At 73.5% G+C, this 20,096-nt stretch carries 19 protein-coding genes and 2 pseudogenes; 11 read left to right on the top strand and 10 right to left on the bottom strand.

The window, feature by feature from the left end:
• Positions 1–349: 349 nt before the first annotated feature.
• The 3 genes from IPL61_22060 to IPL61_22050 all read left to right on the top strand — a co-directional run bounded on the left by IPL61_22060 (position 350) and on the right by IPL61_22050 (position 4,608).
• Positions 350–1,258 (top strand): winged helix-turn-helix domain-containing protein, encoded by a 909-nt coding sequence (locus tag IPL61_22060; protein MBK9033916.1) that lies wholly within the window; start codon positions 350–352, stop codon positions 1,256–1,258.
• 213 nt (positions 1,259–1,471) lie between these two features.
• On the top strand, positions 1,472–2,050 hold the full coding sequence (locus tag IPL61_22055) for a hypothetical protein (GenBank protein ID MBK9033915.1): 579 nt from the start codon (positions 1,472–1,474) through the stop codon (positions 2,048–2,050).
• A 5-nt stretch (positions 2,051–2,055) separates the two neighbouring features.
• Positions 2,056–4,608 (top strand): AAA family ATPase, encoded by a 2,553-nt coding sequence (locus IPL61_22050; protein MBK9033914.1) that lies wholly within the window; start codon positions 2,056–2,058, stop codon positions 4,606–4,608.
• Positions 4,609–4,866: 258 nt separating this feature from the next.
• On the opposite strand, the gene IPL61_22045 is transcribed toward IPL61_22050, so the two are convergent.
• Both IPL61_22045 and IPL61_22040 read right to left on the bottom strand, forming a co-directional pair.
• On the bottom strand, positions 4,867–5,151 hold the full coding sequence (locus tag IPL61_22045; GenBank protein MBK9033913.1) for a DUF3570 domain-containing protein: 285 nt from the start codon (positions 5,149–5,151) through the stop codon (positions 4,867–4,869).
• On the bottom strand, positions 5,127–5,945 hold the full coding sequence (locus tag IPL61_22040; GenBank protein ID MBK9033912.1) for a DUF3570 domain-containing protein: 819 nt from the start codon (positions 5,943–5,945) through the stop codon (positions 5,127–5,129). Before IPL61_22040 ends, IPL61_22045 begins: the two co-directional genes overlap by 25 nt.
• 27 nt (positions 5,946–5,972) lie before the next feature.
• Here IPL61_22040 and IPL61_22035 point away from each other — a divergent pair, with 27 nt between their 5' ends.
• From IPL61_22035 to IPL61_22025, 3 genes are all read left to right on the top strand, one after another.
• A complete protein-coding gene (locus tag IPL61_22035; GenBank protein MBK9033911.1) occupies positions 5,973–6,572 on the top strand; it encodes a DUF2271 domain-containing protein in 600 nt (199 codons plus the stop codon).
• A 208-nt stretch (positions 6,573–6,780) separates the two neighbouring features.
• Complete coding sequence (hflX, locus tag IPL61_22030; GenBank protein MBK9033910.1) at positions 6,781–8,196, top strand: GTPase HflX; 1,416 nt, start codon at positions 6,781–6,783, stop codon at positions 8,194–8,196.
• 9 nt (positions 8,197–8,205) lie between these two features.
• The gene (locus IPL61_22025) at positions 8,206–9,990 is read left to right on the top strand and encodes an alkaline phosphatase family protein (protein ID MBK9033909.1); all 1,785 of its coding nucleotides are present in this window, start codon (positions 8,206–8,208) and stop codon (positions 9,988–9,990) included.
• 489 nt (positions 9,991–10,479) lie between these two features.
• Here the strand turns inward: IPL61_22025 and IPL61_22020 are convergent, their stop codons facing one another.
• Complete coding sequence (locus tag IPL61_22020; protein ID MBK9033908.1) at positions 10,480–11,055, bottom strand: MlrC C-terminal domain-containing protein; 576 nt, start codon at positions 11,053–11,055, stop codon at positions 10,480–10,482.
• Between the two features lie 34 nt (positions 11,056–11,089).
• A pseudogene (locus IPL61_22015) lies at positions 11,090–11,557 on the bottom strand (M81 family metallopeptidase).
• A gap of 161 nt (positions 11,558–11,718) precedes the next feature.
• On the opposite strand from IPL61_22015, the gene IPL61_22010 reads away from it, so the two are divergent.
• Complete coding sequence (locus IPL61_22010; GenBank protein ID MBK9033907.1) at positions 11,719–11,886, top strand: hypothetical protein; 168 nt, start codon at positions 11,719–11,721, stop codon at positions 11,884–11,886.
• Between the two features lie 85 nt (positions 11,887–11,971).
• Here IPL61_22010 and IPL61_22005 read toward each other — a convergent pair whose 3' ends face one another.
• From IPL61_22005 to IPL61_21995, 3 genes are all read right to left on the bottom strand, one after another.
• Positions 11,972–12,202, bottom strand: coding sequence for a hypothetical protein (locus tag IPL61_22005; GenBank protein ID MBK9033906.1), 231 nt, complete (start codon positions 12,200–12,202; stop codon positions 11,972–11,974).
• A 109-nt stretch (positions 12,203–12,311) separates the two neighbouring features.
• Entirely contained in the window at positions 12,312–13,448 is a 1,137-nt protein-coding gene (locus tag IPL61_22000; protein MBK9033905.1) for an aspartate aminotransferase family protein, read from the bottom strand.
• Between the two features lie 263 nt (positions 13,449–13,711).
• The gene (locus IPL61_21995; protein ID MBK9033904.1) at positions 13,712–13,984 is read right to left on the bottom strand and encodes a hypothetical protein; all 273 of its coding nucleotides are present in this window, start codon (positions 13,982–13,984) and stop codon (positions 13,712–13,714) included.
• Positions 13,985–14,889: 905 nt separating this feature from the next.
• Between IPL61_21995 and IPL61_21990 the strand changes: the two genes are divergently transcribed.
• Complete coding sequence (locus tag IPL61_21990; GenBank protein MBK9033903.1) at positions 14,890–15,783, top strand: M23 family metallopeptidase; 894 nt, start codon at positions 14,890–14,892, stop codon at positions 15,781–15,783.
• A 265-nt stretch (positions 15,784–16,048) separates the two neighbouring features.
• Here IPL61_21990 and IPL61_21985 read toward each other — a convergent pair whose 3' ends face one another.
• The 3 genes from IPL61_21985 to IPL61_21975 form a co-directional block, all read right to left on the bottom strand.
• Positions 16,049–16,519, bottom strand: coding sequence for a hypothetical protein (locus tag IPL61_21985; protein ID MBK9033902.1), 471 nt, complete (start codon positions 16,517–16,519; stop codon positions 16,049–16,051).
• A gap of 109 nt (positions 16,520–16,628) precedes the next feature.
• Positions 16,629–16,973 (bottom strand): hypothetical protein, encoded by a 345-nt coding sequence (locus IPL61_21980; GenBank protein MBK9033901.1) that lies wholly within the window; start codon positions 16,971–16,973, stop codon positions 16,629–16,631.
• Positions 16,974–17,684: 711 nt separating this feature from the next.
• A complete protein-coding gene (locus tag IPL61_21975; GenBank protein MBK9033900.1) occupies positions 17,685–18,059 on the bottom strand; it encodes a DUF389 domain-containing protein in 375 nt (124 codons plus the stop codon).
• Positions 18,060–18,199: 140 nt separating this feature from the next.
• Between IPL61_21975 and IPL61_21970 the strand changes: the two genes are divergently transcribed.
• The 3 genes and pseudogenes from IPL61_21970 to IPL61_21960 all read left to right on the top strand — a co-directional run bounded on the left by IPL61_21970 (position 18,200) and on the right by IPL61_21960 (position 20,096).
• Entirely contained in the window at positions 18,200–18,337 is a 138-nt protein-coding gene (locus tag IPL61_21970) for a hypothetical protein (protein MBK9033899.1), read from the top strand.
• A 944-nt stretch (positions 18,338–19,281) separates the two neighbouring features.
• Complete coding sequence (locus IPL61_21965) at positions 19,282–19,599, top strand: hypothetical protein (protein MBK9033898.1); 318 nt, start codon at positions 19,282–19,284, stop codon at positions 19,597–19,599.
• Positions 19,600–19,815: 216 nt separating this feature from the next.
• Positions 19,816–20,096, top strand: a pseudogene (locus tag IPL61_21960) (universal stress protein).

The raw sequence follows: 20,096 nt of genomic DNA, 5'->3' as shown, positions 1-20,096 counted from the left end.
TGTCGATGGGTGCGGATCGCGGCGCTGGCCGGATAGCTCCGCCCGCCCGGCCCGTCGCACCTGCAGCCTCAAGGTTCGGTTCCTCCGCGAACGACGCCAGCTCGGCGCGGGCCCGTGGTCAGTGAACCCTGGCGTAGTGCGCCACGATCAGTGGCAGGTTGCAGCGACGAACGACATGCCCACATCCCATACTATGTGCCCGGCGATGTGCGCCAACCTCGCTCTCGGTCCTGGCGCATCCGCGGAGGCCAGTGCGGACGACGGCCCGGCGATGGCACAGCTAGAGTGACACCACGACGGTGCGGCCGACGAACTGGCGCTTGGGCGTGGCGTGGTAGCTTGGTCGGCGATGAGCATGACCTTCGCGGATGGGGCGGAGCTGGTGCTGCGTGACGCTGGCGAGGCGCTGCCAGTGCCGGAGCTGTGGAAGCGGATGGCCGCGCGCGGGCTGGTGGAGACCGCCGGCGCGACGCCAGAGCAGACGCTGCGTGTCACGCTGTTGCGCCAGGCGGCCGGTTCGTCGCTGGCGGCCGGCAAGGGCACGCCGCGCTTCTACCGGCGGGGCGACGGCGCGTTCGGCCTGTGGGCCGAGCTGGCGACGGCCCAGCAGCATGCGCTCACCAGCACGTCGACCGAGGCGCCGCCGCCCGTGCGGATGCGTGAGTTCGCTGCGGACCGTGATGGAATGCGCGCCGACCCGGCAGTTGCCGAGCGCGCGCTCGCATGGATGATTCCGGGGGACGGCCCCCGCCGCGCCGCCATCGAGCTGATGGCCGGCGTCATCGAGGATGCCCACGCGGCCGGCGCCAACCGATGGAAGTTGACGCTCGGTGCGCGCTCGTTGCGCGTGACGGTCGGCCGGTGCCTCGTGCTGTGGATTCGGCGGGAGGTGTGGTTTCCGGTTCGGCTCGGCGAGCTAGCGCAGGGGGACCGAACGATCATCGAGGGCCTGGGCGTGCACGACACGACGGCTGGGCCGTTCCGGTCCATCGCCCCGGTCGAGTTCTACACGATCACGCCCGATCTGGTCAGCGAAGCCAGCGCCGCGATCCGCCGCGCCCTTGCCTCCATCATCACCGAGGCCGCCGCGGCGAGCCCGTCCGACCTCCACGGCGCGCGCTTCCATTCGCCGGGCGCGCTCGCCTACCTGAGCGCCGTTGTCGGTCGCCCGCTGCCGGCCCCCGGTGTACGGCCACGCCCCGAAGACGCGGAGTCCAGAAAGAGACGGCGGACGACGAAGACGACGCGCCGACGCTGACGGATCTCCTCGACGACTACCTCGACACCTTCGTGACGCTCCCCGGCGACCCAGGCATACCTTCAGACGTACGCCTCCGAACGCGCCGCCGCCCGAGCCAACCTCGCGCGCATCGACGCGCTCCTGGCTCGCGGTGACGACGCCACCGACGCCATCCTGCTGGGGCTCCTGCCGCACACCGACTCGGCCAAGCACCGCGACGCGGGCGCGTGGGTGTCGCACGCGCCCGCGATCCAGGGCGACTTCAAGACCTGGTTCGAGAACGCGAAGTGGGTCAAGTCTGAGACCTGGCCGCAGGTCGCGGCCGAGGTGCTCGCGTTCGTCCGCGAGTGCCTGGCCAAGCCGCACGATCTGCGGGACGCGATCGCGCGCTTCACCGCGAGTCCGCTGTCGAAGGGCTTCAACGTCGGCATGCTCACGCCGATCTTGAACGCCCTGGCGCCCGACGACCTACCGCTGGTGAACGCCAAGGTCACGCGGGTCGTGTCGTACTTCAGCGGCGTCGAGCTCGAGGCCACGCTGGCCGACTACGTCACGACCGCGCGCTCGTGGCGGACCCTGGTCGACAGCCAACCCCAGCTGCAGGATCCCAGGCTCGGCGTCAGCGCCGGCGATGCCTTCGACCACTTCTGCCACTGGCTGGTGGCCCGAAGCGCTTCGCCTTCACCGGCGGTCGCAGCCCGTCGGCGCCTGGGTACTGGAAGATCTCGCCCGGGCGGGGCGCCGAGCTGTGGGACGACTGGCGCGAGCGCGGCGTCGCGGCGATCGGCGGCGACCTGCTCGGCGACCTGACGCTCGTGGACGACGACGAGTTCGCCGGACGCGTCGCGACCGCGGCACAGCAGGACCCGAACTACAAGATGAACGGCGCGCGGCAGTCGCTCAACCTCGCGCGTATGCCGGTGGGCACCCTCCTGGTCGCGAACCGGGGCAAGACCGAGGTGCTCGGCCTGGGGCGCGTCACGGGGCCGTATCGCTTCGTCGACGGCGCCGAGTACTGCCACGAGGTGCCGGTCGACTGGTTCGACACGTCGGCGCGCACGGTCGACCGGCCCGGCTGGGCGCGGACCCTGGTGTCGCTCGACAAGTCGACCTATGACGACATCGTCGCGCTGCCGCCCCTCACCATCGGCGGCGATGGCCCGGGGCTACCGCCGCTGGCTCCGCCCCGCTACGAGCGAGGACACTTCCTGGCCGAGACCGCCTTCGCCGAGGCGGAGGCCGACCGATGGTTTCGGATCCTCCAGGACAAGAAGCAGATCATCGTCCAAGGCCCGCCCGGCACCGGCAAGACCTGGGTGGCAGAGCGCCTGGCCCGCTGGTTGGTCGGGGGCGACGACGCCCGCGTTCACCTGGTGCAGTTCCACCCCGCGTACAGCTACGAGGACTTCATCCAGGGCATCCGCCCGATCGCCAAGGGCGGCGCCGTCAGCTACGAGCTGGTCCCCGGCCGCCTGGTGCAGCTGTGCCAGACCATGCCGCGCCAAGGGCCGGTGGTGCTGATCATCGACGAGATCAACCGCGCCAATCTGCCGCGCGTGTTCGGCGAGCTCATGTACCTGCTCGAGTACCGCGATCGCACGATGGCGCTGGCCGGCGGCAGCGAGCTGGGTCCCGCCGAACCTCTACATCATCGGCACGATGAACACGGCCGACCGTTCGATCGCGCGCCTCGATCACGCGCTGCGGCGGCGCTTCTCGTTCTTGCGGTTGCAGCCGAACTTCGACGTGCTGAGGGCCTTCGCCGCGAAGCGCTGGTCGGAGCCGATCGACGCCCTGATCGATGTGCTCACCGCGATCAACAAGGACATCGACGACCCGAACTGCGAGCTCGGCATCTCCTACTTCATGAAGGACGACCTGTCCGATCGGCTGGAGGACATCTGGCGGTGCGAGATCGAGCCGTACCTCGAGGAGTTCTTCTTCGATGCGCGGGACACCGCGGCGAAGTACGCCTGGGACAAGGTCGCGAAGGGCGCGCTCGCCGAGTGGGCACCGCCGCCATGAACGTCCTGGCGCTCGACGAGTGGCAGTGGACCCCGCTCGTCGGTCCGGATGCCACGTCGATCGTCGCAGCGGTGCGTGCGCGCCACGCCCGGCAGTTCGAGGTGGCGCCACCGGATCCGCTCAGCGGTACCCCTTGGCGCCTGCGGTCGACCGGGCTGGTGGGGTTCCTGCCGCTCGGCGGTGACAGCGCGATGGCGCTGCGCATCGCGCCCAAGGTGCCGATCACCAGCATCCTGGCGCTGATCGAGCGGGCGTACGATCTCGAGAGCCTGCGCTGGCACGGCGGGTTGGACACAGCGACGACGATCGAGGGGCTCTTCGAGGTGCTGGTCAGCCTGCTCTGCTACCGGGTCGGGACGCGACTCCGCCAGGGCCTGTACCGCGCGTACGTGGACGAGCGGGATGAGCTGCAGGTCGCGCGCGGTCGGGTGGCGCCCCGCGAGACCATCGCGCGGTCGTTGCGGGGCAGCGTCGGCTTGGTGTGCGACTTCGAGGAGCTGACCGACGACCTCGATGACAACCGGCTGCTCCTGTGGACGCTGGACCGGGTGCGGCGCGTCGCGCTCGGGCGCGCCGACGTCCGGCGGTCCTTGCGCGAGCAGCACCGCACGCTCAGCGCCGCCATCACGCTGGCCCCGTTCGCGCCGTCGGCGTGCGTCGGCCGCTTCTACCATCGGCTGAACGCCGACTACCGGCCGATCCACGCGCTGTGCCGGGCCGTGCTCGACGCGTGCGGCGCTGCCACGGAGGCAGGGCCGCTCGAGACCATCCCGTTCACCGTCGACATGCCGCGGTTGTTCGAGCGCTTCGTGGCCCGCTGGCTCGCGATGGCGCTGCCCGCGTGGTCAGTCGACGCGCAGCATCGCATCAGCCTGGACGTCGACCTCAGCTACCCGGTTGACATCGTCGTTCGTGACCGCGCCACCGGGCGCCCAGTAGCGGTCATCGACACCAAGTACAAGGATCACGACCGGCCCGCGCCCGACGACCTCCAGCAGGTGGTGTTCTACGCCACCGCGCTCGGATGCCCCAACGCCTGGCTGCTGTACCCGCGCCCCGTCCCGCCACGCAGCATCACCGTCGGCCCAGTTCGCGTACGCACCCTCGGCCTCGACCTCGCGGACATTACGGCGTGGCCAATGCGCCGACACGCTCGCTCAGGCCCTTCGCGAACCCCAGCCGACGGCCGCATGATTTCGGCGCGTGGGGGAGCTCGTCCACCCGCTCGATCCGTGCTGCCAGCCTGCGGCCACTCCAGCCGGAACGGGGCGGCATCGAACGGCCCGAACGGAACCCAACCGCCTAGAATCACCCGAACCAGGCGAGAGGCCAGGCCCCCGTAGAATAGGGCCCCCACCCAGGGACGCGAGACTCCGGCGCGCAGACCGGTGCGCGACCGAAAAGGTGACAAGCGCTGAGTTTCCAGGGAGGCCTGTCGCCAGGCCTCCCCTCGTCGGGGCAAGCCCGACGAGCCTCCCCTCCGAGACGCGAGACTCCCGGCGCGTGGACCGGTGCGCGACCGAAAAACTGACAAGCTCAGATTCAGAGTCGTCGGGCGATCGTCGACGGGCCGCATCAGAAGTCGAGTCCGAACATGGTGGTCACCTCGAGGGCGTCGACCGACTCGAGCCCGACGTAGGCCAGGTACTCGATGCGCGACAGGCTGGCGCGCAGGCCGAGGTCGACGTGGCGCTCGCCGTCGTCGAACTCCCACGTGCGCCGAGCGCGGCGCCGACCTCATGTGCGAGGAACGCTGAGAGCTTGCGGTCGCGGGTCAGGTAGCCGCCACCGTCGGCGAAGTCGAAGTAGCGCGGCCGGTAGAACGTGGCCTCGCCCTGCGCATAGTAGCGGTAGTGCAACGTCAGCGTGGTCGCGTCCGACGGCACCCACGACAGGCTCGGCTCGACGGTGTGCGACCGGATCCCCCACGAGTCCAGGTAGTAGCGGTAGTCGAGGCCGATCGACGCGCGCTCGCCGAGCGCGTGGCGCAGCCGCGCCGGGCTGCGTTGCGGACCCGCAGCTCGGGCACCTGCTCGGGCACGCAGAACGGCGCGTCGCTGGCGCAGGTGCCGAGCCCGCCGACGGCGACCCACCGGTACGGGCTGGCCTGGTAGCCCGACAGGACCATGGTCTCCCACGCGACATCGATCACGGTCCTGGCGTCGATGACCTGGCTCAGGCCGAGGCGGCCACCGCCGCTGATCATCAGCTCGGCGAATCCGGGGTCGCCGGATCGCCCGGCCAGGTCGCGGCTGCCCATGAGGTTGGCCGACACCGTGGTGTTGTGACGGGCGAAGTCCCGGCTAGCGCCCAGCACCAAGCCGTGCGACTCATAGTCGTGCTCGTACGAGACGCGATACCGACTGTTCATCCGGGTGGTGCCGTTGTCGTAGGTCAGGCCGACCTGTCCCTCCTGACGACGCTCGTGGATCGCGGCCGTCGCCGCGGTCACGACGTCGACCGAAGCGCCGGTCCAGGCGTCGACGGTGTAGCCCGCCGCGAGCGCGACCTTGTCGGTGGCCTGACCCGAGACGTTGACGGTCGGCGACACGACGGTGGTGTCGTCGGTGTCGGTGCGGACGTAGACGGTCGACGCCGCGCGGACCTCGCGCTCGCGGGCCGCGGCGCAGCCATCGACGATCAGCAAGGCGAACACGAGCGCGGCGGTACTGCGAGCCACGCGCGCATGTTCCCCCTGCGCGCAGCGTTGTCAATCGCGGCCGCCCTGGCATTCGCTGGCTGTTATGAGCCGGGCGTCGGGCGCGACGACCTCCAGGACGCGCTGGCGGCGCCGGTCGATCTGTTCGACGACGGCGGCACCGTGGTCCCGCGCGACGGCGGTGGTGGTGGCGGTCCCGACGCCGCGGCCGGCTGCGACACCTCGCCGCTGTCGGCCCTGCGGATCGTCGTGCGCACCACCCCCTTCGGCGGCCGCTACCAGCCCAAGAACATCGGCGCGATCTGGATCGAGACCGCGAGCGGCCAGTACGTGAAGACCGTCAAGCGCTGGGCCAACCGGCGCCTGCGCTACCTGACCCGCTACAACGCCGCCTCGGGCGGCGACGTGACCGACGCGATCACCGGCGCGACGTTGACGTCGCACATCACCCACGACGTCACCTGGAACCTCACCGACCGCACCCACTGCGAGGTCCCGGCCGGCAACTACCGGGTCGTCATGGAGCTGACCGATCAGGACGCCGCTGGCGCGTCGGTGGTGTTGCCGTTCACCAAGGGCACCTCGGGCGCCGTGTCGATGCCGGCCCAGACCGCGCAGTTCCACGACCTCGTGCTCGATCTGCACTGAGGCGGCGGCGCGCGGCGGTCGCGCGCGACGCGTGGCGGTCAGCGGGGCTGGTGATCGCGCGGGGCGCGAGGTCCCCAGGCGTGCGTGCCGAGGGCGACCGCGCCCAGTGCGGGCCAGCGCGCCCCAGGCGACCGGCCCAGAGGGCCCAGGCGCGGGGGACCGTCGTCACCCTTGCGGAGGGGCGGTGTGTCGGGCAGATTGCACCGCCTTGTCCGAGCCGACCCCTGATCGTGTCCGTGCCGTGCTGACGGCGGTGCAGCTGCCCGACGCCGACGAAGCGACGTTCGCGTCATCGATCGCCGAGCTCCGTCGCCTGGCGACCACGCTCGGCCTCGAGGTCGTGGGCATGGTGACCCAGCGCCGGGGCCGGCTGGCGCCGGGGCTGGTGCTGGGCGAGGGCAAGCTGCGCGAGCTCGCGGCGTGGACCGGCGGCAGCGGCGAGGTCGCGGCGTACCAGAAGCCGGGCAAGAAGAAGCTCGACCGCGACGCCGAGGACGAGGACGAGGACGAGGAGATCGACGAGGGCGCGGACGACGACGACGCGGCCGGTGACGACGAGGACGGCGACCCGTCGAGCGGCGGGCCGGCCGGCGTGCGCTGCGACGTGGTGCTGGTCGATCACGACCTCACGCCGACGCAGCAGCGCAACCTCGAGCGCGCCACTGACGCCGAGGTCATGGATCGGACCTCGGTGATCCTCTCGATCTTCCACCGGCACGCCAAGACCCGCGAGGCCCGGCTCCAGGTCGAGATCGCGCGCCTGGCGTACCTGGCGCCGCGGCTGCGCGAGTCGGGCGGCGGCGGCGACCGTGTGCGGGGCGGCGTCGGCGGCAAGGGCGCGGGCGAGAGCTCGCTCGAGCTCGACCGTCGGCGGATCCGCGATCGCGTCGCCGAGCTGCGGCGCGGGCTGGCCGCGATCGAGGGCGGCGCCCGGACCCGGCGGGCCCGGCGCGGCGACGCCCGCACGGTCGCGGTGGTCGGCTACACCAACGCCGGCAAGAGCTCGCTCATGCGCGCGCTCACCGGCAGCGAGGTGTACGTGGCCGACAAGCTGTTCGCGACGCTCGACACGACCGTGCGCGTGCTCGACGCGCGCACCAAGCCGCCGATCCTGCTGTCGGACACCGTCGGCTTCATCAAGAAGCTGCCGCACGATCTGGTGGCCTCGTTCCGCTCGACGCTCGACGAGGCCACCCACGCGGACCTGCTGCTCCACGTGGTCGACGCCGCCGACGCCGCGTTCCGCGATCACATGGCGGTCACGCGCGGCGTGCTCGGCGAGATCGGCGTCGACGCCCCCGAGCTGGTCGTGCTCAACAAGATCGACAAGGTCAGCGACGAGGACCGCGCCCTGCTCGCGCTGGCGTTCCCCGACGCGGTGCTGATGTCGGCCAAGGCGCCGGCCGACGTCGCGGCGCTGCGGGTGCGGGTGGTCGAGTACTTCGCCGGGGCCGCGGTCGAGGCCGAGCTGTTCGTGCCCTGGGCGCGCCACAAGGTGGTCCACGACATCCACGGGCGCTGCGTGGTGGTGACCGAGCACCACGAGGACGAGGGCACGCGCCTGACCGTGCGGGCGCCGCAGGGCATCGTCGACGAGCTGGTCGCGACGCTCGCGGCGTCGTAAGGTCGAGGCGTGAGCCCGCGCGCGCCCGCCCCGGCCCGGACCGCGTGGGCGGTCATCGCCGCGATCGTCCTGGTCGTGGTCGGCGCGATCGGCGCGCTGCGCGCGGCGTTCCTCGGCGCCGACTTCATGTACGACCTCGAGCAGCCGCGCAGCGCGCTGGCGCGCACGGCGCCGGTGGTGATCGATCCGGCGACGCCGCGGCTGGCGCGGCGGGTGGTGCTGATCATCGTCGATGGGCTCCGCTGGGACGCGTCGCAAGGGATGACGTCGCTGGCCCGGCTGCGCGCGCTCGGCGTCGACGGCCAGGCCCGCTCGCACTACCCGAGCTGGTCGCGGCCGAACTACGTGTCGATCTTGACCGGCGTCCCGCCCCAGGCCTCGGGCGTGCGCACCAACCGCCACTACACCGCGGTCGCGCTCGACACGCTCATGGACCGGGCCCAGGCCGCGCACGTGCGCTCGGCGTCGGCCAGCGACAACAGCCCGCTGCCGGCGCTGTTCCTGCGCCCGCTCGATCCCGCGCGGCAGGCCGAGCTCGACGCGATCGACATCGACGCGATGGACGATCCCGACTCGGCCGAGGCCCGGGCCGCGGCCGGGATGGAGGTGCGGTCGCCGTTCGACGACAGCCGCTACGCGCCGTGGCCGGGCGGCGTGGTCGAGGCGGCCCGGGCCCAGCTCGCGGACCACGCCGAGCTGCAGGTCGTCCTGATCGGCGTGGTCGACGACGCCGGCCACGCCGAGGGCGCCGACAGCGATGAGTACCGGGCCGCGGTCGCGACCGCGGACCTGATGGTCGGCCGGATCGTGGCCGCGACCGATCTGGCGACCGACGCGGTGATCGTCGTGGCCGATCACGGCCACACCGACTCGGGCGGGCACGGCGGGATCGAGCCCGAGGTCATGACCGTGCCGCTGGTCGCCGCCGGCGCCGGCATCCGCGCCGGCGCCCGGCCCGACGACGCCCGGTTGATCGACGTCGCGCCGACGGTGGCGGCGCTGCTCGGGTTCCCCGCGCCGGGCCACGGGCTGGGCCGCACGCTGACCGAGCTGCTGACGCTGACGCCGTCGGACGCGGCCGCCCGCGCGCGCGCCGACGGCGAGCGCCTGGCCGTGACCGAGCGCGTGGTCAGCGACTCGCGCACGACCACGCTGGCGCGGGTGCTCGCGCGGCGCGGGCTGCGCCTGGTGGGCGTGGTCGCGCTGGCGGTGGTGCTGATCGGCGGCGCGCTGTGGCTGCGGCGCCGCGGCGGCCTGTCGTTCGATCGGCGCACGCTGATCCTGGGCGCGCCCGGGTTCTTCGTCGTGTACTACGTGATGGTCGCGGTGCTGGGGCAGCGGTTCTCGCCGTCGTTCCTGCCGGCCAAGGGCAGCCTGGCGTTCGAGCTCGCCAAGTACGGCGTGGTCGGCGCGGTCGCCCACGTCGCCGTCGGCTGGCTGGTGCTGCGCAAGCACAAGACCCTGTCCGATCGCCTGGCCATCGCCAACGGCAACGCCGCGGTCGGGCTGTTCTTGACGATGGTGCCGGCGCTGCTCATGTGGGCGCTGTTCCCGCCGCCGTACACCGAGGTGCCCGGGCCGCGCCTGCTGGTGATCATCCCGGCGCTGCAGGTCGCCGTGGCGCTCTACGCGTTCGCGATCCTGCTGTCGCTGACGGTCGAGGTGATCGTGTTCTTCGCGCGCGCGCTCGATCCCAGCGCGCGCCTGCTGCGGCTCGAGCGCGCGGCCGCGGTCGCGCGCCGGCAGCTCGGCGGGGACGCGCCGCCAGCCGAGCCGCTGCCGCCGAAATCCTGAGGCCGCGTCGGCGCCCGCGGCGTGTCGTCGCGCCTGAAGCACGCTCGACGCGCGCGCGCGCGCACCCGTGATCGCGGTGACCGTGGCCTCGCGCTGACTTGCGCGGGCGCGACGACGCGCTGAGGCGCGCGCGCCTCGCGTGGCTACCGCGCTAGCCACCAGGATCATGCGCGCCGATGATCTTCCGGTCGATCGCGGCGCGCGCTAGAAGCCGTCGCGTCATGTCGATCATCTCGAAGATCCGCCCGCCCGAGATCGTCCGCGTCGCGGGGCCTGGTCGCGCCGTCGTCGAGGCTCAGTCTTCGCCGGCGAGGATCCGGTTGGTGTCGCCGCCGGCCGTGGTGCCGTCGGCGCGCTGGTGCATGTAGTCGAACATCGACGCTGCAGCGCGCGGCCTGCGCAGCGCGCCGGCGCTCCGCGTCGACGCTGCGGCGCACGGCCTGCGAAGCGCGCAGGCGCTACGCGTCGAGGCCGCGGACCGCGCAGGCGCTACGCGTCGAGGCCGCGGCGCGCGCGATCGCGCGGGCGCCAGTCGTCGACCACGTCGCGCGGGTGCATCGGGCCGTCGAAGGTCAGGCGGTGGGCCGCGTCGAAGTCGGTCGCGCCGCTGGTGCGGACGAAGATGGTCTTGCGGTTGTACGGCAGGAAGAACATCAGGAACGGGAAGAAGTTCTTCACCATCACGACGTCGGCCTGCCACAGGTCGAGCCCGACGTCCTTGTAGAACGACGGCCGCATCACCATCGCCGGCCCCTCGGTCACGACCAGGCGCAGGTGCTCGATCGCCAGCACCGCGGTGCGCAGGAAGCCCGGCTGCTCGAGCGTGCGGACGATCGTCGCGCGCACCGCCAGCGGCGGGCCCGACGCCGGATCGAGGTGACCGCCGACCTCGACGTCGACCTCGGCGCCTACCGGCGCGGCCCAGAGCCGCTCGATCGCCACCGGATCGCGCACCGCCGCGTAGGTCAAGAGGCCCGTGCCCTCGGCCAGCATCGCGCGCAGCAGGTGGGTCGAGTCGCCAGGCGCGCCCGCGGTGACGACGTCGGACGCGTCGGACATGGTCACCACGCCCAGCCTGCGGCGCACCGCGCGCGGCCCGGGCCGCGGCCAGCCCGGCCGACGCGGAGCTGAAGGTCGGCGGCAGCTCGTGGCGCCGGGCCCAGCACATCTCGGCCAGCTCGTCGACGAGGCGCTCGACCTCGGCCGGCTCGCCGTAGGCCAGGGTCGACCAGCCCAGCGCCGGGTCGTCGTTCCACGGGTGGACCATGAACGTCGAGGCGCTGACGACCTCGCCGGTGCGTTCGGCCCGGGCCATGCGCCGGAACACCGCGCGCATCGGCGCCAGGAAGTCGATGGTCTTGCCGCCGCCGAGCAGCATCGGCAGCGTGCGCCAGGCCCGGGCCGGCTGCCGGCCGCCCAGGATCCCCAGCACCAGCTCGGCGGCCTTGCGGCCGACCCGCGCGTGATCGCGGTGCGGGTTGGTGTGGTACGCGACGATCGCGTCGGCGGCCTCGACCCGGCCGCGGGTCAGGTTGGCGTGCAGATCGTGGGTGCAGGTCAGCGGCACGCCGCCGGCGGCGTCGCGGAGCGATCCGCAGGAGCTCGGTCTCCGGGTCGCGCAGGCCGTCGACGCCCATCGCGCCGTGCAGGGCCAGCACGACGCCGTCGGGCCGGGCGGCGCGCAGCCCGTCGGCGAGGCGCTCGGCCAGGGTGTCGAAGCAGGCCCGGGTGAGCTTGCCGCCCGAGGACGCCCACGCCGACAGGATCGGCACCGGCGTCGCGCCGGCCGCGCGCACCGCGGCGACCGCGCCGGCCAGCTCGGCCTTCTTGAAGAAGCCGGCGACCTCGTGGCCGCCCGGCTCGATCGCCTGCGCCAGCGCGGCGCCGACCAGGTAGTGGCTCTGCTCGAAGTCGGCCAGCTCGGTCGGGACCGGCGTCAGCGCGTTGGTCTCTTGCATGATCCGCGCGAACGCGATCCGCGTCACCGCTTCCTCCGGCGCCGGGTCAGCGCGCCGCGCACGCTCGTGAACGTGTCGAGCGCGGCGTCGAGCTGCGGGCCGTAGCGATCGATGATCTTGCCGACGACCCCGTCGTTGGCGCTGGCGGCGACGTCGGGCACGACCACGCCCGGCATGTACATCGCCTCCATCACCTTCGCGACCGAGCGCTTGACCATGCCGCGCATCGGCTGCTTGGCCATCATCCCGTACATCGGCGCCGAGCCGCTCCGCTGAGCGACGGATCGGCCCGGACCTCGGCGCAGGCGTCGCGCAGATCCGCCAGGTAGTCGTCGATGATCGCCTGGTGGTTGGCGGTGCAGGTCAGGTGGATCGCCGCCGGCGACTGGCTGCGATCGACCGACCAGCCGCGGGCCTCGAGCCGATCGGCGACGGTGTAGATGTCGGGGCCGCCGGGGGTGGCGCCGAACGCGACGATCGTCGCCTGGCTGTCGCCGACGACGCGCAGCCCGTCGATGGCCGCGACCCCGGCGCGCGCGCGCGATCGGCGGCGTCGAGCGCGGCCGCGGTGAGCCGCTGGTAGCCGTCGGCGCCCAGGCCCTGCAGCGCGGCCCAGGCCGCGGCGATCGGGCCGCCGGGGCGGGTGCCGATCAAGGTCGGCGACACGTAGATGCCGCCCGGGAAGTCGGCGGCGACGAAGAACTGGTGCTTCATGTCGGCCATCGACCGCCACATCAGCACCGACGCGCCCTTGCCGGCGTAGGCGTACTTGTGGAGGTCGGCGGACATCGAGGTCACCGCCGGCACGCGGAAGTCCCAGGGCGGCAGCGGCCGGCCCAGGCGCTCGACCCACGGCAGCACGAACCCGCCGACGCAGGCGTCGACGTGCAGGGGCAGCTTGGCCTTGGTGCACAGCGCGCCGACCAGGGCGATGGGATCGATCACGCCGTGGGCGTACTGCGGCGCCGACGCCACGACCGCGATCGTCGAGCGGCCGATCGCGCGGGCCAGCGCGGCCAGGTCGACGCGGTGATCGTCATCGACGGGGACCTTGGTCAGGCGCACGCCGAAGTAGTGCGCGGCCTTGTCGAACGCCGGGTGCACGGTGATCGGCGCGACGATCTCGGGCCGGACGATCCACGGCCGCAGCTTGCGCGCGCGATCGCGGTAGGCCGCGACCGCCACGAGGATCGACTCGGTGCCGCCGGAGGTGACCGCGCCGACGGTGTCGGGGCCGCCGTGGAACAGGTCGGCGGCCATCTGCGTGATCTCGGCCTCGAGCCCGCGCAGGCTCTGGAACGCCATCGGGTTGAGCAGGTTGCCCGACGCGTACAGGGCGTGGGCGCGCTCGAGCAGGCGGGTGTGCTCGTCGGACGCGTGGTAGACCAGCGAGAACACGCGGCCGCGCTTCCAGTCGGTGTCCTTGTGCTTGCGCCCCGCCAGATCGGCCAGGAGCTCGTCGGTGGCCCGCCCGCGCTCGGGGATGATGGTCCGGGTCACAGCAGCGCCCCGTGCGCGATCGTGGCCTCGATCGAGATCGTGAAGATGTCGTTGCCGCCGCTGCCGCGGATGTTCGACGGCGGGTTGGTCAGGCTGTCGGTGATGACCGGGATCCGGTACCAGTAGTGCAGGTACGACGCCGCCAGCTTAGCGGCCGACCTGGTAGCGCACGCCCGAGTGCAGGCCGTAGTGCGAGAACGTCGGCTGATCGAGCGCGACGGTCTGGGCCGGGGCCGGGGTCTTGTCGTAGTGGACGCCGGCCATCAGCTCGAGCACGGCGCCTGGGGCAGATCGTGGACCCGCACGCCGCCGGCGACCTGCCACGAGTCGGTGTAGTTCTTGGGCGTGACCAGCTCGTTGATGAACGGCAGGCCGTCGAGCTTGGAGCGCTGCTCCTTGTACGCGCGGTACAGGTAGTAGCGGAGCTCGGTGCCGACCTCGAGGTTGGGGGTGACGTCGTAGTTGGCGCCGGCCAGGAACGTCCACGGCAGCACCAGCCCGGTCTTCTGCTTGCCGTTGTAGCGGTCGCCGGGCACCGGGCGGCGTCGTCGCCGGTGGTGAGCGTGACGTCGCCCTCGAGCTCGGGATCGACCCGGCCGATGACCGTGGCGCCCACGGTGAGCTTGGGCACCGGCCGCGCCAGGACGCCGGCGTTCCAGGTGAACTTCCAGTCCTCGCCGTCGAGCACCAGCCGCGCCTTCGAGCCGATCAACCGGGACACGTCGGTGCCATTGAGGATCGGGAACAGGTAGCGCTCGCCGTGGACCCGGACGTTCATCATGCCGACGCCGAGCCCGAGCGCGAGCTTGGGTGGACCTGGTAGGCCGCGACCGCGGCTGAGGGTCGGCGACACGATGTAGCCGTCGATCAGGTGGTAGCGGGTGACATCGTCGTCGGCGAACTGCGCGCCGGTGCCGTTGGATACGTACGCGCCGAGCGCCCCACAGCTTGCCCGGCACGATCTCGGCCGAGGCGGTGATCATCGGGATCGCGCCGACCGCCCGGGTCGGGCGCGTGGTCGGGTAGTAGCCGTCGGCGTCGACCGGCGTGGTGATGAACCGATCGCTCTGGTCCCACGGCCGCAGGTTGAACTCGGTCGACAGCACCGCCAGGCCGAAGGTCGCGTAGACCCGCGCGCCGTGGGACATGGTCAGCCCGCCGGGTTGTGGAACACCGCCGACGGCTCGTCGGGGCGACCGACCACGGCCGCCATGCCGGTGCGGCGCACGCCGACCTCCGGGGATGCCGAAGCCGCCGGCGCGGGCAGGGCCGGCGGTGGCCGCGGTGGCGACGAGGGCGGCGGCCGCCAGGAGCCAGGGCGTGCGGTGCATCCGATCAGCATCGGCGGTGCGCGCCGCGATTTCAATCGGCGCGGCCACCAGGCACGATGGGGCGTGCCCGCCGATCGCCTGTCGCTGTCCGAGGTCCTGGGGCTGTCGCCGTGGCGCCTGCGCCTGCGCGAGACCGTCTTCGCGGTCCGCGGCGACGCGCTGACCCGCCGAGCCGGTTCGATCACACCAGCCTGCGCATCCTCCAGCCGCGCCTGGCGCTGGCGGTGTGGCGCGGCCAGCGGCCGTTCGGGCGCGCGGTGCCGATCTACAACCTGTTCAACCGCACGCCCACGCCGATCGAGCGGGGCTGGTCGGTGCGCAAGACCCAGGTCCGCGACTTCCAGGGCGGCGCGCTCACCTACGACAGCCACAACGGCACCGACTTCGCGACCGCGCCAGGCACGGTGATCGTCGCCCCGGCCGCGGCCCGCGTGATCCTCGTCGTCAGCGAGTTCCACCGCGGCGGCCTCAAGCTCCTGCTCGATCACGGCGACGGCCTGGCCACCAGCTGCGCGCACCTGGCGCGGGCGCTGGTCGAGCCCGGCCAGGTGGTCGCCCGCGGCGAGCCCATCGCGCTGTCCGGAGCGTCGGGCCTCAACTTCGTCGCCGCGCTCGGCGCCGATCCGCCGCACCTGCACTTCAACGTCTGGCTCGACGGCGAGCCGGTCGATCCGTTCGCCGTCGCCGGCGAGGCGTCGCTGGCGCCGCGCCAACGACCCCACCCGGGCGCCACCGATCGCGATCTGCCCCGACGACGATCGATGACGCCCGCCTCGCCGCCAGCTCGACGCGTGCCGCGATCCCGACCTGGCGGCGCGGCTGCGCGCGATCCCCGATCGGGTCGAGCGCGCGCTCGCCACGATCTTCGCGCGCAACTACCAGCCGATGCGGTTCACGGACCATGTGTCGCCATACGTCAGCCGCGCCGCGCGCGTCCCCCGCCTCGACCTGCCATTTGCGGCCACCGACTACGAGCGCATCCATCTGCCGTCGCCGTGAGGTGAGGCGCGGCGTCGCGGGCGCCCGACGAGGCTTCCGCGACGAAAGCGTGGTAAAAAGGCGGGCATGGCAAAGCAGACGCTCCGCGCACAGCTTCGAAGGTCGGCAAGGCGAGCCGGGGCCCGACCCCGACGGCGACGACGGCGCTCGACATCCGGGCTCGGCCCAAGGTCGAGGCGGCCCTCGAGGCGACGATCCGCGCCAAGACCACGGCCGCGCTCGCGCGCTGGGCGACGCTGATCGAGCGCGTGACGATCCGGTTCGCCGACGTCAACGGGCCCCGCGGCGGCGTCGACACGCGCTGCTCGATCCACGGGCCTGACCGGGGTGCCGCCGGTCCAGATCGAGCACCTCGGCGCCAGCCGCGCGCACGACCTGGGCGCCGGCGCTGCGCTCGGCGGTGCAGGCGATCCGCCGGCTGCTCGACCGCCGCGGCCGGAGCGCCGGGCGGGCGTCGGTGCTGGACGCGGCGCGGCCGAAGCTGGCGGGTGCGCCGAGCCTGATCCGGCGCCGCGAGGGCCGAGCCGCCCTGGCCCAGGCGATGGTGCTGGCGCGGCCGGAGAAGCAGGTGCGCGATCTGTGGGTCGACACCGCGCAGCCCGGCGTGTCGGAGACCGATCGCGCGGCCGGCGCCGGGCACAGCGCGCGGCGTAACAACCCGCGGCAGCAGGCCGGGATGACCTCCACGCTCGAGGACTCGCTCGCGACGCCGTCGCGCAAGTCGACGCGCCGCTCGGCCAACCATGGCAAGCCCAGCCACGGCAAGGAGCGCGCGGCGGTCGCCGCGGTGATCGCGCCGAAGGCCCGGGCGCACGCGCAGCCGCGCGCGGGCGCGCTGATCAGGGCGGGGTCAGGGCGCCGCGGTCGTCGGCGCTGCGGGCGCCGATGCCGCGGGCGCAGGCGCCGGGGCCGACGCGGGCTGGGTGGGCGGCGGCGCCGGGGCGGGCGCGGTCGGATCGGCCGCCGGGACGGGCGCGGTCGGATCGGCCGGGGCGGTCGGCGCCGGCAAGCAGCTCGCGGTCGTGACGCGGACGCTCCAGCCGACGCCATCGACGATCACCGCGTCGGGCCGCGCCCGGGTCAGGCCGGTCAGCACGCCGCGCACGATCTCGATCGACGCGGGCGGTGGCGGTGGGGTGGGCGCGCGCCAGGGCCGCAGGGCGGCGGCGCCGCCGGCGCCGGCACGGTGAAGCACAGGCTCAGGCCGGCGATCCCGGCGGTCGCGTCCGAGCACGCGCACGGCCTCGGGCAGCCAGGTCCCGCCGGCGTCGGCCGGGCCGCGACCGCGGCGACCGGCAGCGGTGATCGTTCACGTCGACGGTGGCCTCGAGCTGCGCGCTCCACGCCTGCTCGAGCAGCTGCTCGCCGACCTCGCCGAGCGGGGCCCCGAGGTGGGTCACGTCGAGCTCGAGCGCGACCGGAGTGCCACCGCGCGGCGTGACGCGCAGCCGCAGGACGGTGCCCGCCGACGACGGCCAGTGGTGGGCGAGGGCGTCATCGAGCGCGCTCGCGAACAAGGTGGCCGGCGGCGTGATCGGCGCCGGCGCCGGCGCGTCGGGCGGCGGGAGGGCCGCCTGGCGCAGCTGGTTCGCCATCGCGTCGAGGGTCGCCGCGTCAGGCACCGCGACCACGTCCACCAGCGGCTCCTTGCCGAGGCGCATCGCGATCTTCGTGCGCAGGGTCGCGGCGACGGCGCGGGCCTCCGCGTCGGTGCCGACCAGGAACAGCCGGACCCGGACGGTGCCGGCGCGGACCTCGCGGCTCTGGCGGACCACGGCGCCGGGGACCTCGGCGAGCAGGCGCTCGACCTCGGACCGGACCTCGACCTGCCAGCTGACCTCGTGCAGCGCCCGGCGCGGCGGCACGAGGATCGCGCCGAGCAGCATCGCCGGCAACAGCAGGCGCGTCAGCGCGCCCCAGGCGGCGGCCGACGGTGCGGCGCGTGACCCGGGCGGCGACATGGGCCAGCGGCCCTCGGACGGGCGCTCGAGCACGTCGTCCTCGATCTCGGCGGTGTTGACCTGGCCGAAGCCCAGCAGCAACACCGTCGCCAGCGGTGACCGCGGTGATCGCCGCGAAGTTGGCGGTGAAGAGCAAAGAGCGCGCCCTGCAGCATGTCGTGGTTGCCGGTGCCCAGGCCGTAGCCGGCGGTGCACAGCGGCGGGACCAGCGCGATGCCGATCGCGGTCCCGGCGGCGGCGGCCATCGCGTCCTTGCCCTCGCGGACGGTGGTGTAGACCGCGGCCAGCGCGCACGCGACGGCGATGAACAGATCGATCATCGTCGGGCTGGTCCGGCCGCCAGCTCGGTCGTGACCTCGTGGAACGGCAGCAGCCGGTCAGGCCGGCGGCCGCGAACACCACCACCGCGACGCTGGCGGCGGTGCGGACGCCGGCGCGGATCGTCAGCAGGAGCGAACCGGTGGCGAGGCCGACGCCGAACTCGATCAACGGCCCCATCAGCGGCGAGATCGGCATGGCGCCGATCACGACCGCGACGCTGTTCATCGCCAGGCCGAGCGTGGCGATGGCCATCGCCAGGATGAGCTGGAGCCAGTAGCCGATGGCGTGGGCCGTCGACCGGCGCAGCATGCCCTCGACCACGCTGATCCGATCGTCGGGCGTGACCCCGATGAACCCGGCGGCCTGATCCTCGAGCTGCTCGATCAGACTACGGACGCCGCGGACGGCGCGGGCGCCGCGCCTGGGCCGGTCGCTGTCGGGCCGGCCGCTCTTGCCGGGCCGGTCGCTCTTGTCGGGCTGGTCGCTCTTGCCGGGTGGGTCGCCGTCGGGCCGGTCGCTCTTGTCGGGCTGGTCGAGCTGGTCGCGCCGATCGCTCACGACCGCGCGCCTCGTCGGGGCGGCGTCGGTCGGGGAGATCGGCTGAACTCGACCGTGAGGACTCCGGCGCATGCCGGCAGATACCACGGCGGCGGTGGTCACGGGAGCGCCGCCGCTGCGTCGGGCTTTCGGGCCACGCCGCCGCGGGCTCGGGGCGCGCCGACACCAGGAACATCGGGCACGGCAGCTGCGGCAGGAGCTGGTCGACGACGCTGCCGACCTTGGACGCGGGCCGCGCGCGTGCCCCACGCCGCGGCCGTGGCTGACCATCATGATCTGAGATCGCAGGCCCGTTGAGGCCGCTGCCGCCCTGCCGTCGGTCACCCAGCGCATGACCAGGCGGTACATCGCCGACACCATCGCGACGGTCACGACCGCGAGCCAGATCGACGCGCCAAAGGTGACGTTAGCGACCCCGGCCGCGACGATCAGCTTGAGGTAACGGGCCGAACACGTACAGCCGGCCGGATCACCGCCGCCTGCCAGCGCCCTTCGGACGCGCCGCCGAGCTTGTGGAGAGGCGTGCGCCATGGATGGGCCGGGCGGGCCGCGGGCGACCCGCCGACGACCGCGCTCGGTGCGACGACCATACCCCGGCGCCGCGATCGGATGCCGCCGCGACGGTGCCATCTTGCAGGAGCGGCTCCTCGCGAGCGGGCGACCATGACCCCTCCAGCTCCTGCCCAGCCGGCCCAGCCGGAGATCCTCGTCGCCACCGATCTGAGCGCGCGGCGCTGGGCATTGCGCGCCAGCTTCGCGCAGGCCCTGGCCCACGGCGCGCGGCTGGTCGTGTCCCGTGCTGGACGACGGCGCCGGGGACGCGACCGCGGCCTCGGCACGATCGCGCCGGTGCGCACGACCATCGCCCGCGCGATCGGCGGCGGCGGTGACGACCGGGCCGCGGTCGACGCGCTGGTGCTGACCGGCGAGCGTGCGGGGCGATCGTCGCGGCGTAGCCCGGCGCGCGCGCGGCCGCGTTGATCGTGGTCGCCGCGCACGGCGGCTAGTCGTCGCGGCGGCAAACCTCAGCGGCGTGGCCGGGCGGGTGGTGCCACGCGCCGTGCGCGGTGCTGGTGGCGCGCCCGCCGTTCGGGTTGCGGATCCTGGTCGCGACCGACCTGTCGGCGCTGTCGTTGCCGGCCCTGGCCGCGGCCGCCGACGAGGCCTGGCGCCGGGGCGTGGCGGTGACCGCGCTCCATTCCCCTCGACCCTCGCCGACGGCGGCCCTTCGGCCGCGGCCGAGGACGCGCTCGCGCGGGCCCGGGCGCGGCTGTCGGCGGCGGTGCGGGACTGCGGGAACGACGCCCAGCTCGTGGTGCGCGGCGACGCCGCCGAGATCATCGCCCGCGCCGCCGCCGGGGTCGCCACGCAGATCTGGTCGTCGTCGCGACCCACTCTGCCGGACCGGGCTGCGGCGGATCCTGCTCGGCAGCAATGCCGAGGCGGTCGTGCGCAGCGCGCCGTGCTCGGTGCTGGTG

The organism is Myxococcales bacterium (assembly GCA_016717005.1).
Lineage (GTDB): Bacteria > Myxococcota_A > Polyangia > Haliangiales > Haliangiaceae > UBA2376.
This window is presented reverse-complemented; position numbering and strand designations above follow the sequence as displayed.

What these genes read in the sequence shown, in the direction of transcription:
- IPL61_22005 (MBK9033906.1), bottom strand. Translation starts at nt 12,202, where the DNA reads ATGTACGGGATGATGGCCAAGCAGCCGATGCGCGGCATGGTCAAGCGC.
- IPL61_21965 (MBK9033898.1), top strand. Translation starts at nt 19,282, where the DNA reads ATGACCCCTCCAGCTCCTGCCCAGCCGGCCCAGCCGGAGATCCTCGTC.
- IPL61_22060 (MBK9033916.1), top strand. Translation starts at nt 350, where the DNA reads ATGAGCATGACCTTCGCGGATGGGGCGGAGCTGGTGCTGCGTGACGCT.
- IPL61_21975 (MBK9033900.1), bottom strand. Translation starts at nt 18,059, where the DNA reads ATGATCGATCTGTTCATCGCCGTCGCGTGCGCGCTGGCCGCGGTCTAC.